This is a genomic window from Streptomyces sp. T12 (assembly GCF_028736035.1).
Taxonomy (GTDB): domain Bacteria; phylum Actinomycetota; class Actinomycetes; order Streptomycetales; family Streptomycetaceae; genus Streptomyces.
This window is the reverse complement of record NZ_CP117866.1, coordinates 10,374,391-10,386,259: the sequence shown is the minus strand read 5'-3', so window position 1 is coordinate 10,386,259 and position 11,869 is coordinate 10,374,391. Positions and strand designations below refer to the sequence as shown.

Below are 11,869 nucleotides of genomic sequence, written 5' to 3'. Positions count from 1 at the left end.
AGCAGAGCGTTTTCGGCCCGGGCTCCGCCGAGCGGTGTCCGGTGCACCTTGTGAGGCCCGGTTGCCACCTGCACGATCGGCTCGCTCGCACAGAAGTCCGCTCCCGGAGCAGTCCGCTCAAGGCAGTCCACTCAAGGAGGCCCCTGTGACGACCGACCGCATCAGCCTCAGCCCCGAGGCCGCTCGGCAACTCGCGACAACCACGAAGACGACACCGCAGATGCGCGGCATCACCCCTCGTTATCTCCTGCGCGCCCTTCCTTGGGTCGACGTCGAATCGGGTGTGTACCGCGTCAACCGGCGCCGCACCTACGTCCTCGGCGACGACCGCATCAGCACGCACACCGACGAGGGAAGTCCGCGCGTCATCCCGGGCGACTTACGTGAGATCCCGTACCTGCGCGAGACCGATGACGCGCTGCTCGGCCAACTGGCCGACACCTTCACGGAGACGAGCTTCGAGGCCGGGCAAGTACTCGTTCAGGAAGGCGACACCGCCGAGGACCTGTGGGTGATCGTCCGGGGCCGCGCCGAGAAGCGGGCCGCCGGGCGGTACGGCGACGAGGCGCTGATCCAGGTCATCGGCGACGGGCAGTATTTCGACCTGGAGGCGTGGACCAAGGGCGAGCCCATGCCGTACGCAGTCAAGGCCGTCACCCCCGGCGTCGCCCTGCGTGCCGCGCGCTCCGCCCTCGCCGGGCTCATGGAGCGCGACGGGGCGCTGCGCGGGGCGGTGGAGTCGTACGCGGCGGGCGGCATGCCGGCACCCGGCACCGAGGCGCCCATCGACCTGAGCGGCGGTCATGTGGGGGAGGTCGACCTGCCGAGCACCTACGTCGACTACGAGGACGTGCCGCGCGAGTACCACATGACGCTCGCCCAGACCCGGATGATGGTGCACTCCCGTGTCGCCGACCTCTACAACGGGCCGATGGACCAGACCCGGACCCAGGCCAACCTGACCGTCCAGGCCCTGCGCGAGCGGCAGGAGAACCTGATGCTCAACCACCCCGACTTCGGGCTCTTCCACAGTGTCCCGGCCGGTCAGCGCGTGCAGGCGCGCACCGGCGCTCCCACCCCCGACGACCTGGACGAGCTGCTCGCGAAGGTGTGGAAGCAGCCCGCCTACTTCGTCGCGCACCCGCGGGCGATCGCCGCGTTCGGGCGCGAATGTACGCGGCGGGGGGTGCCCCCGGTGACGGACAGCAGGTTCGGCAGTCCGCTGCTGACCTGGCGGGGCGTGCCGCTGCTGCCCTCCGACAAGGTGCCCTGCCCGGGCGGCTCGGGCGAGGCAGCAGGTACCACCGAGATCCTGCTGGTACGGGTCGGCGAGGCCGAGCAGGGCGTGGTGGGACTGCGCCCCGCGGCCGTGCCGGACGAGGTCGAACCCGGCCTGTCCATGCGGAACATGGGCATGGACCGCAAGGGCATCACGTCCTACCTGATGACGGCCTACTTCAACACCGCCGTGCTGGTGGACGACGCCATCGCCGTACTCCAGAACGTCGAGGTGTCCAAGTACCATGACTACGCCTGACGTCACGGCGTGGCCGACGCCGACAGCAGTGGAACACAGGGCTGTTGCCGAGTCGGGTACGGCTCTTCAAGGTCTGGTGGCCTTTCCCCCCGATCCTGCCGCGCTGCGGCGCCAACCCGGCGGTTTCACCGCCGAGTCGGTGCGGCCGGACTTCCCGATCCTGCACCGGACCGTCAACGGCCACCCCCTCGTCTGGCTGGACAACGCGGCCACCACCCAGAAGCCGCGTCAGGTCATCGAGGCGCTCGCCGCCTATTACGGCGCGGCCAACTCCAACATCCACCGCGGGGCCCACACCATGGCGAGGGAGGCCACCGAGGCGTACGAGGCGGGGCGGGCGGCGGTCGCCGACTTCCTCGGCGCCCCGAGCCCGGACGGCGTCGTCTTCGTGCGCGGCACCACCGAGGCGGTCAACCTCGTCGCGCAGACCTGGGGCCGGGCCAACCTCGGGCCCGGGGACGACATCCTCGTGCCGGTCCTCGAGCACCACTCGGACATCGTGCCGTGGCAGATGATCGCCAAGGAGACCCGGGCCCGGCTCGTTCCGGTCCCGCTCACGCCGGACGGGGAGATCGACCAGGACGCGTACGCGGATCTGCTGTCCTCACGCACCCAGATCGTCGCGCTCAGCCACGCCTCGAACGTCCTCGGCACGGTCCCGCCCGTCAAGGAGATGACGGCGCTCGCCCACCGCTACGGTGCCAAGGTCCTGGTGGACGGTGCGCAGGCCGTCGCTCATTTCCCCGTCGACGTACAGGACTTGAACGCGGACTTCTACGCGTTCTCCGGTCACAAGCTCTTCGCCCCGACCGGCATCGGCGCCCTGTACGCCAAGCCGGAACTCCTCGCCGCCATGGCGCCGTGGCAGGGCGGCGGCAACATGATCGAGTCCGTTGACTTCGGCGAGACCACGTTCGCGGCCGTCCCGCACAAGCTGGAGGCCGGTACCGGACACATCTCCGGAGTCATGGGGCTGCTCGCCGCCGTGAACTGGCTGACGTCCCTCGACCGCCAGGCTGTCGCGGCCTACGAGGAAGGTCTCATGTCGTATGCGCTCCAGGCCCTCGCCACGGTACCCGGGCTCGAGCTGATCGGTTCGGCGGCCGACCGGATCGCGGTGCTCACCTTCACGCTCGCGGGACAGGACCCGGCCACCGTCGCCGACTGGCTCGACCGCGACGGCATCGCCGTCCGCGCCGGTCACCACTGCGCCCAACCAGCCCTCGCCCACTACGGGTTGGAGTCGGCGGCGCGCGCGTCCCTCGCGCTGTACAACACATCCGAGGAGGTGGACCAGCTCGTCGCTTCGTTGCGCAGACTGCAACAGAGCGCCTGACGACGGGAGTGGGGACTCAGCGGGGTCCGTGCGGCGGGAAACGGCCGGACGGACCCCGCTTCCGCCGCATTCTCCGGCGTGCCACGGGTGGGGTCGGCTCACCGGGAGGCGGCGGACTCGGGGGCGTCCCGCAGGGCCGGGGCAGGGGTGGGCGTGGTGCGCCGGTGGCGGCGGGTGAGGTGCCTGTCCAGCAGCGTGCTCGCGACAGCCGCCACGGCGAAGGCCGCGCCGACCCGGCCGATGCCCGCCAGGCCGGGGCCCGCGTCGATGACCAGGCCGGACACCCAGGGAGCGACGGCGATGCCGACGTTGAAGGCGGCGATGTTCACCGCGCCGCCCAGCGTCCTGGTCTCGCCCAGAATGCCGAACACCCGGGCGTTCACCGCCGGGTTGGTCATGAAGCCGCCGGCCGCGAGGAGGACGGCGAGCGGGATCACCACCGCGGGGATGTCCGCGGTCAGCGCGAGGGCGGCTGCCACGACCGCGACCGTGGCCATGCCGGTCAGCAGGACACCGAACGGGGCCCGGTCGGCGATGCGGCCGCCCACCGTGAGGCCGGCCAGCGCGCCCACCCCGTACAGGGCGAGCACCGCCGGCACGAGCCCCTCAGCGATGCCCGTGACGTCCTGCAGGAGAGCGCCCAGGTAGGAGAAGATCGCGATGGTGGCGGAGACGGTCAGCGCGGTGGTGGCGTAGGCGGCCCAGAGCCGGGGCACCGCCAAGGAGCGCACTTCGGTACGCAGCCTCGACTGCGATGCCCCGGTGCCGCGTCCGCCGGGCAGGGCGAGAAGCACCGCGGTCGCGGACAGCGCGGACATCACGGCCACCGCCCAGAACGCCGCCCGCCAGCCGGTGTGCTGCGCCAGCAGCGTGCCGGCCGGAACGCCGAGGATCATGGACAGGCTCAGCCCGGACACGACCACGGACATCGCCTTCCCGCGCCGGTCCGCGGGCACGAGGGAGACCGCGGCGACCGAGGCCAGCGCCCAGAACCCGGCGTACGCCATGCCCGTGACCACACGCATGACCAGCAGGAACCCGAAGTGCGGCACGAGCGCGGCGGCCGCGTGCCCGGCGACGAACACCACCTGGAAACCGACCAGTGCGGCGCGACGAGGCAACCTCAGGGTGGCCAGCGTCAGCAGCGGTGCGCCGACGACCATCCCGGCGGCGAACGCCGAGACCAGCAGCCCCGCCTCGGACAGGGAGACGTCCAGATCACCGGCGACGCAGGGCAGCAGCCCGGAGAGCATGAACTCCGAGGTGCCCTGGGTGAAGGTGCCGAAGCCGAGGATGTAGATGATCAAGGGCATGGTGGGGGTGCTCCAGAGGACATGGCCGGGCGGGCGGGGTGCTGCTGGGGGCAGAAGGCGGGCCGGCGGGACCAGGACCGCGTTGTTCCAGACTCGCGGCGCCGCAAGGCGGGTCAGCCCGCAGAAGTGGCCCAGCTGAGCCTGGGTCCAGCTGGGCCACCCTGAACCAGGTGGCCGCTCCGCCCGCAGCGAATACTTGGGGAATGGAGCAGAACGCAGAGCTGGGAGACTTTCTTCGCACCCGCCGGGCCCGTCTGAGCCCGGACGCCGCGGGCGTGGCCCCGGGCGGCGGTGTCCGCCGGGTACCGGGCCTGCGCCGCGAGGAGGTCGCCCGGCTGGCCGGGGTGAGCACGGACTACTACACCCGCCTCGAACAGGGCCGCCATCCCAACGTCTCCGAGGCCGTCCTGGACGCCGTGGCCCGTGCCCTGCGTCTGGACGACGACGAACGCAGCCATGTCTTCGACCTCGCCCGGCCCCATGCCGCCCGCCCCCGGCGCCGCCGGGCGGAACGCGTGCAGCGCGTGCGCCCCGAGGTCCATCAGATGCTGGACATCCTCAACGGCGTCTCACCGGCCTTCGTCGCCAACCACCGGCAGGACGTGCTGGCCGCCAACCAGCTGGCCCGCGCCCTGATCACGGACTGGGACGCCCTGCCGTACCGCGAACGCAACTTCGCGCGCTACGTCCTGCTCGACCCCACCGCCCGCGAGCTGTACGGGAACTGGGACGAGGTCGCGGAGATCGTCGTGGCCGATCTGCGCCTGGAAGCCGGACGCCACCCCGACGACGCCCTGCTCAACGAACTCATCGGCGAGGCCGTCGTCAAGGTGCCCGAGTTCAGCGCCTGGTGGGACAGTCACCGGGTGGCCCAGTGCGTCCACGGTACGCATCACTTCCACCACCCCGTGGTGGGCGAGTTCACCCTCCACCACGAGACCCTGGCCTTCCCCGCCGACCCGGGCCAGACCGTGTGCGTGTACACCGCCGAACCCGGTTCCGCCTCCGCCCAGGCCCTCGCCCTCCTCGCCAGCTGGAGCGCCCCCGACGCCCAGCTCTCGACCATGTGACCGACGCCTACGTTGCGGTCGGTACGGTTCGTTACCGTGTACGAGTTCAGACACCGAACTCGTACCGCTACGAGGCGACCCAAGGGATTGCTGACCAGCTTGAAGTGCGCTAAGAGACCATGCCGCGAGCCGCGAGCCGCGAGCCGCGAGCCGCGAGCCGCGAGCCGCGAGCCGCGAGCCGCGAGCCGCGAGCCGCGAGCCGCGAGCCGCGAGCCGCGAGCCGCGAGCCGCGAGCCGCGAGCCGCGAGCCGGCTGGTGGCTTGGGTTTGTCAGAGGCGGCCGCCTTGTTCGGTAGCCGGCCGCTTCGCGTACCCGTGGGGCACGACGCTCACCGCTGGAGCACCTTCCACGGCGAGCGCACCCTCGTCGTCGCCGCCCGTACGGTCACCTCGACCGTACGCGTCCTGGAGACACTGCCGGCGCTGCTGCGCGACGACACGCGCGTGACCGTCGTCTTCGCCCATGACCCCACGTCCGCCTTCAACGCCGGTGTCCTCGACCTCCTCCACGCCGCGGGGTGCCGGGTCGCCCCCTGGGAGCAGTTGGGCCGCATCTCCCCTGACCTCATCCTCTCCGCCAGCGAGAACGTCGACGTACCGGAGGGTGACTGCCCGGTGCTGGTGCTGCCGCACGGCGTCGGCTTCCAGAAGTTCGTGCCGGATTCACGCAGTCCGCACGACAGGCTGTCCGGGGTCGTACCGGACTCCCTGCTGGAGTCGGGACGCGCCTGGCTGGCAATCTCGCATCCGGCGCAGGAGGAGCAGCTGCTCGCCACCCACCCGAAGGCGGCCGGGCGCACGCTGCTGGTCGGTGACCCGTGCTTCGACGAGATCGTCGGCAGCGGGGCGCGCAGAAGCGTGTACCGCGAGGCGCTGGGCCTCGCGGATCATCAGCGTCTGATCATGGTCAGTTCGACCTGGGGGCCCACCTCGCTCCTGGGAGCTCAGCCGGACCTTCTTCCGCGTCTGCTCGCCCAGTTGCCCTGTGACGAGTACCGGGTCGGCGCGATCATCCACCCCAATGTGTGGTCGGCCCACGGTGCCTGGCAGATCCGCACCCTCCAGGCCGCCGCCCTGGAGGCGGGACTGCTGCTGATGCCGGCCGTCCATGCCTGGCGGCCCGCGCTCGTCGCCGCGGATGTCCTCCTGGGCGATCACGGCTCGGTGACGCTGTACGGGGCGTCGGCGGGCAAACCGCTGCTGCTGGCCGCGTTCGGCGGTGACGCGGTGCCAGGGACGGCGGTGCACGAGCTGGCGGCCGTCGCACCCAGGCTCGATCCACGCGGGGATCTGCGACAGCAGGTGGACGACGTCGTACACGAGCACACGCCCCAGCGGTACGCCGAGGTCGCGGCGCAGGCCTTCGCCGAGCCGGGACATGCCCTGGCCAGGCTCCGCACCGCCCTCTACCACCTGCTGAAACTCCCGGAACCGTCCTCCCCGCCTCCGACCCCCCTGATGCTGCCGGTTCCGGATCCGCCCGCCGCCCCGGTCACCTCGTGGCAGGTGACCACCGGCGTCACCACGGACGACACCGCGCCGACCGTCACCGTGCGCCGCTTCCCGGCGACCGTCACCGCGTACGGCGAAGCGCTCCCGGACTCCCCCGCCCACTTCACCCATCTGGCCTGCGCGGACGACGAGCGCGACCTCCGGCTGACCGAGAGCGCCTCGGTCCTCGTCCGACGAAACCCCACGCCCACGTCGGTCGGGGCGCTGCGCTGGATCGAGCAGACACTCGCCCAGCTGCCCGGAAGCCTTCTCGCGGCATCGGCTGTGCGCGGGGGCGGCTGTCTGGTCGGGCTCAGGGACGGCCGGGTCGTGGAGGCGGCGGCCACCGGCCCGGAACTGGATCCGGGCCTGCCGGCCGCGGTCGTCTACGCCTGTCTGCGTGCCGGGCTCCCCCTGGACGACATCCGAGTGACGCTGCACATCGGTGACCTGCGGGACGAGGACGTCGTCCTACGCCTTCGTCCCGCGCTGCCGACCGGATAGCCGCCGCCTGCCCGGGCGGGGAACCGGGCTCAGCGGTCGAGATCGTTCAACCGCTGCCGCAGTTCCTCCTCCAGGCGGAGGTTGCCGAGCGCGTGGTAGATGTCGGCGGCCCGGCTCAGGCACTCGCGCGCCAGCTCCTCATGGCCGCCGTCCGTCCGCTGCGCGACGTCGGCGAGCCGCACCCGGGCCTGGGCCTCGTACTGCATGCCGTCGGCCACCCCCGCCAGCTCCCGGACCGCCTCGCGCAGGTCGCGGATCGCATGTCCGGTGTCGCCGAGATGGCCGTGGACGACGCCGATCGCGGCCTTCACCCGGGCCGCCATCCGCCGGTCGGGCTCCTGACGGCTCTCCAGGTCCCGCAAGGCCCGACGGAGCAGGGCCAAGGCATCCGCGTGATCGCCTCGGGCGTCGAGGGCGCACCCGAGGAAGAAGGTGGCGAGGGCGGCTCCGCGGGTTTCCCCGGCACGCTCGTTGAGTTCGAGGGAGCGCCGATACGCCTCGACCGCTCGGGGCGGCTCGACGACCTCCAGGTATCGGCCGAGGAATTCCTGAACAGAGGCACGCAGGTCGAGGCGATCGGTCGCCTCGGCGAGGGCGACGGACCGTTCCACCTGCTCGCCCGCGCGGCCGGTGTCCCCGAGGTCCAGCAACGGGCGCGACAGCAGGCTGCGCAGTCGGGCCTCGCCCGCCGTGGCCTCCTCGATCTCGCCTGCCGTGTCCGCCGAGGCCGCCGCTTGCGCAGCCGCCTCGATGCCCAGCTCCAGTGCTTCCGTCCACGCCCTGAGGTAGCGGCGGTACAGGAACAGCACCGAGAACGCCTCGGCCAGTCGCCAGGCCAGGGTGTACAGCTCGTGCCGGACAGCCGTGCGCAGTACCGCCAGGACGGCCGGGCGCTCGGTGTCCAGCCACTCCAGCGGCGGTGGTCCGCCGACCGCGGCGAAGGGGTCATCGGCTTCCCGCAGCAGGCCCGCCAGGTCGGCGATCCGCAGCCGCTCCTTCCTGAGCGCCCGGTCGGCGAACGCGGTCAGGACGAGGTAGTGCGTGCCCACCCGATCCGTGAGCGCCGCCTGCTCGGTCTCCGGCTCCTCCTCGGCCGCACGCTCCCGGGCATGCAGACGTACCAGATCGTGCATGCGGTACCGGCCGTCGCCTGCGGCCTCCACCAGGCTGGCCTTCGCCAGCACACGCAGCAGCCGCTGCGCGCTTGTCGTGTCGACGTCGCCGGCGACCGCGGCCACGCCGGCGTCGAAGAGGCCGAACGGCAGCCATCCGAGCAGCCGGTAGAGCCGGGCCTCGTCGGGCGGCAGCAGCCGATAGGAGGGACCCAGAACAGCGGACACCGAGGACTCCTCCCCGTCCAGTGCCAGTCCGGCCAGCCGGCCGGCCTCGTCGTCGAGCTCGGCGGCCAGTTCCGTCATGCTCAGGCCGTCGTCGGTGGCCAGCCGTGCCGCCACGACCTGCAAGGCCACCGGCAGCCCGCCGCACAGCTCCACCAGGCGCTGCGCGGCCTCCCGTTCGGCCTCGACCGCCTCTTCACCGCATCGGTCCCTGAGCAATTCCAGCCCGCCGTGCGCGTCCAGCGGCTTCACGGGCGTCAATCGGGCGCCGTCCTGGGCGGCCAGTTCACCGATCCTGCCCTGACTCGTGACCAGTACCGCGCTGCCCGGCCCCTTGGGAATCAGCGCACGAACCTGTGCGGCCTGGTTGACGTCGTCGAGGACGAGGAGGATGCGCAGATTGGCCGTGCGGGAGCGGAACAGGTTGGTCCGGTCGAGGAGCGAGTCCGGAATGCCGAGGTCGCCTCCCGGCAGCGACCTCAGGCACATGGCCAGTGCCTCGGAGACGTCCCCACCGGGGCCGGTCAGCGGGGTGACCTGATCACGCAGAGCCGCGAAATCCACGTACAGCTGCCCGTCCGGGAAGCGTCCCTTGACCCGTTCCGCGCACCGCCATGCCATGGCCGACTTGCCGACTCCCGGAAGCCCGACCAGCACATCCACGCCGACGGAGCCGGCGCCGCCCGCTCGCGTGCCGAGCCGTGCGTCCAGATCCGCGAGCTCGGCCGTCCGATTGCTGAACGGCACGGTCACGACGGGTACTTGGTCAGGTCTGACGGGGCGGTCCGACGTGTACGAGGGTGCCGGCGGAACGTGGAAATGGATGTCGCCGTGGATGGGCGACCCCTGGAAGACCGGGCCGTGGTTCACCCCGCCACTGACCAGGTTGACGAAGGTACGCGACGCCTCCGGCGCCAGCTCGGACAACAGCCGCGACAGTTCCTGCGCGGCGCCCGGATCCGCCTGGAACATTCCTTCCAGGCGCTGCCGCAGGCGGGTTTGGACCTCTGCCCGGGCACCGGCATCGCCCGCAGCTGTTGCTCTGCCCAACTCGTCACGCGCCGCCTGCAGTTCCTCCTCGGCGGCGCCTTCCGAAGCGCGCCGTCCGAAGAACCGGGTCAGTCCGCTCTTCGTCCGCTCGTACGCCTCGGAAACCATCAGCCCGACCAGCGCCGTCGCCCCCGACGCGGCAAGAGCCGCCAACTCGGCCTCCACACAGCCCCCTTCGCCCGATCCAGTCCCACAAGGCAGTCGGGCACCAACCGTAGAGAGATCTTGGACTCTTGGACAGCCGACTTGCTGCGTATCTCGTCGGGGGGCTCTTTAATCCGGTGTTCGCATTACTGCGTGCCCCCTACAGTGAAGCCCATATGACACTCCTACATGCTCATGACTATGGGGGCGATGGCCCGCAACTCGTTCTCCTGCACGGTTTCGGACGGTCGCTCGCTGACTGGGACGCCTCGGCCGGCCTGCTCACCGCCGGGCACCGTGTCCTCGCCGTCGACCTTCCCGGGCACGGCCGCTCTCCCGATATCTCCCCCTGGACCGTCCCCGACGTGGTGCGGCACATCGCGGACACACTCGACGCGCATGGCGTGCCGGAGGCCGTTGTGGTGGGCCATTCCCTCGGCGGACTGATCGCGGTCGAGTACGCCCGAGCCAACCCTGCCCGTGCCCGTGCCCGTGCCCGTGCCCGTGCCGCCGTGAATCTCGACGGCTTCTGGTGGGGACGCGAGTACCCCGGCGCCGAACGGGTGAGTGAGGCGCTGCTGACGTCGGCCGGGGCCATCGCGCCACCCGAGTACATCGAGGAGCGGGTCACCAACTCCGCCCGCTTCGGGATTCCCGCCGACCGTGCGGAGGCCACCACTCGTGCGGCCGCACGCCCGTTGCCCGACGGCAAGTGGCAGACGTTGCCGGAGCGGGCCGCGGCGCTGGAGATCCTCGACGAGCTCCACAAGCTCGGCGCGCTCGGTGTCACCGAGTGGCTGGACGGGATCGACTGCCCGCTGCTGCTGGTACAGGCCGGCCGACGGCTGTCGCCTGCGCCTGGCATGGAGTGGTTCGACGATTTCAGTGCCCGGTTCGCACGAGAGGTCTCCGATGAGCTGGCCGCGCTCTCCCGCACCCGGTCGACGATCAGCGTCAACCGGATCGACGCCACCCACATCATGACCCTGGAGACTCCGGAAGCGGTGGCCATCCTGCTCGCCGGGTACGTGCGAGGACTGCCCGACTGAAGAATCCGGCACAGGTTCGCGAGCCTTGGCGCCGCCGCAGACTCTGAGCCGCCCAACTTCGCGGATGCCCCGCGTCGTTGGGTGGTCGAGCGGGTCGCTTGCCCGGCTGGGGCGCCGGCGCCGTATCTCGAAGGACTACGAGTCGCTTTCTTCGACGAGGGCACCGGTGCGGGTTCCGCCAAGTGCGCCGCCTATTCGAGTGCCTGTGTGTACGTCAGCGCATCTCGCCTGCGGGCCGGCGGCATACCTCTGGCGAGCACACACCTACCGAAGGAGACGCTCGTGCGTGCACCTACCCTGCTGGCCGCCACCGTTCTCGCCGGGACCGTTCTGCTCGGAGGCGCGGGCCAGGCCCTTGCCTACGACAGCGACGACATGAACAGCGCGGGAGCCGGTTTCGGAAACACCTCTCCGGCCACTCCCGATTTCGGCCAGGGCGCGTCCGGCTTCGGCCCGGTCGCGTCCGGCTCCGACCAAGGCGCGCCTGGCTCCGACCAGGGCGCATCTGGCTCCGACCAGGACGCGTCCGGCTTCGACGAGGACGCGTTTGGCTTCGACCGGACCATCGGCCGCTGACCGCTGGGCCACTGTTTCACTCCCCGCCCCGCACCGTGATGCTCGCGGTGTGGGGCGGGGGGCTTTCCCTCCTGGCTGGTGACGACGTCCCTCAATCAGAGCGCGGGTCACCGAAGCCTGCCACCAAAAGGGGCATAACAGAACATCCTGATGTCAGTCTCATCGTTGACCAGGCATGAAGATCATCGCTGCCGCCGCACTTGCCGGTGCCGCTCTCCTCACGGCCGCCCTCCCCGCCTCAGCGGACGACGGGCCCATCGACTTCGGCATCTTCCAGGGTGTCAACGACACCACAGGCTCAGGATTCACAGACTCGAGCCCGTCCTGGGGGCAGACGAACAGCGGGTCGAGCGGAACCGTCCCGCGGTCGGCCCTGACCATGCTGGTGGACAACCTGGCGGCGCCCGACCAAAAGTGACCGACCCTCAGAGCCGAGCCTTGGGCCAAGTGGGCCGCCGCCTCA

At 71.2% G+C, this 11,869-nt stretch carries 9 protein-coding genes; 7 read left to right on the top strand and 2 right to left on the bottom strand.

The features are described from left to right. Positions 1–145: 145 nt before the first annotated feature. Both PBV52_RS46635 and PBV52_RS46630 read left to right on the top strand, forming a co-directional pair. Positions 146–1,537, top strand: coding sequence for a family 2B encapsulin nanocompartment shell protein (locus tag PBV52_RS46635; RefSeq protein WP_274247785.1), 1,392 nt, complete (start codon positions 146–148; stop codon positions 1,535–1,537). After that, the gene (locus PBV52_RS46630) at positions 1,524–2,873 is read left to right on the top strand and encodes a cysteine desulfurase (protein ID WP_274247783.1); all 1,350 of its coding nucleotides are present in this window, start codon (positions 1,524–1,526) and stop codon (positions 2,871–2,873) included. The genes PBV52_RS46635 and PBV52_RS46630 overlap by 14 nt, the downstream gene beginning before the upstream one ends. A gap of 98 nt (positions 2,874–2,971) precedes the next feature. Here PBV52_RS46630 and PBV52_RS46625 read toward each other — a convergent pair whose 3' ends face one another. After that, positions 2,972–4,186: a Cmx/CmrA family chloramphenicol efflux MFS transporter gene (locus PBV52_RS46625; RefSeq protein WP_274247780.1), complete on the bottom strand. Its 1,215-nt coding sequence runs from the start codon at positions 4,184–4,186 to the stop codon at positions 2,972–2,974. A gap of 203 nt (positions 4,187–4,389) precedes the next feature. Here PBV52_RS46625 and PBV52_RS46620 point away from each other — a divergent pair, with 203 nt between their 5' ends. Together PBV52_RS46620 and PBV52_RS46615 are read left to right on the top strand one after the other, a co-directional pair. Beyond that, complete coding sequence (locus PBV52_RS46620) at positions 4,390–5,256, top strand: helix-turn-helix transcriptional regulator (RefSeq protein WP_274247778.1); 867 nt, start codon at positions 4,390–4,392, stop codon at positions 5,254–5,256. Positions 5,257–5,570: 314 nt separating this feature from the next. Then, on the top strand, positions 5,571–7,250 hold the full coding sequence (locus tag PBV52_RS46615; RefSeq protein ID WP_274247776.1) for a hypothetical protein: 1,680 nt from the start codon (positions 5,571–5,573) through the stop codon (positions 7,248–7,250). Between the two features lie 29 nt (positions 7,251–7,279). Here PBV52_RS46615 and PBV52_RS46610 read toward each other — a convergent pair whose 3' ends face one another. After that, positions 7,280–9,802 (bottom strand): NB-ARC domain-containing protein, encoded by a 2,523-nt coding sequence (locus PBV52_RS46610; protein ID WP_274247775.1) that lies wholly within the window; start codon positions 9,800–9,802, stop codon positions 7,280–7,282. 155 nt (positions 9,803–9,957) lie between these two features. On the opposite strand from PBV52_RS46610, the gene PBV52_RS46605 reads away from it, so the two are divergent. The 3 genes from PBV52_RS46605 (at position 9,958) to PBV52_RS46595 (ending at position 11,824) form a co-directional block, all read left to right on the top strand. After that, positions 9,958–10,830: an alpha/beta fold hydrolase gene (locus PBV52_RS46605; protein WP_274247774.1), complete on the top strand. Its 873-nt coding sequence runs from the start codon at positions 9,958–9,960 to the stop codon at positions 10,828–10,830. 282 nt (positions 10,831–11,112) lie between these two features. Beyond that, positions 11,113–11,406, top strand: coding sequence for a hypothetical protein (locus PBV52_RS46600; RefSeq protein ID WP_274247772.1), 294 nt, complete (start codon positions 11,113–11,115; stop codon positions 11,404–11,406). 175 nt (positions 11,407–11,581) lie between these two features. Beyond that, a complete protein-coding gene (locus PBV52_RS46595) occupies positions 11,582–11,824 on the top strand; it encodes a hypothetical protein (protein ID WP_274247770.1) in 243 nt (80 codons plus the stop codon). Positions 11,825–11,869: the final 45 nt, after the last annotated feature.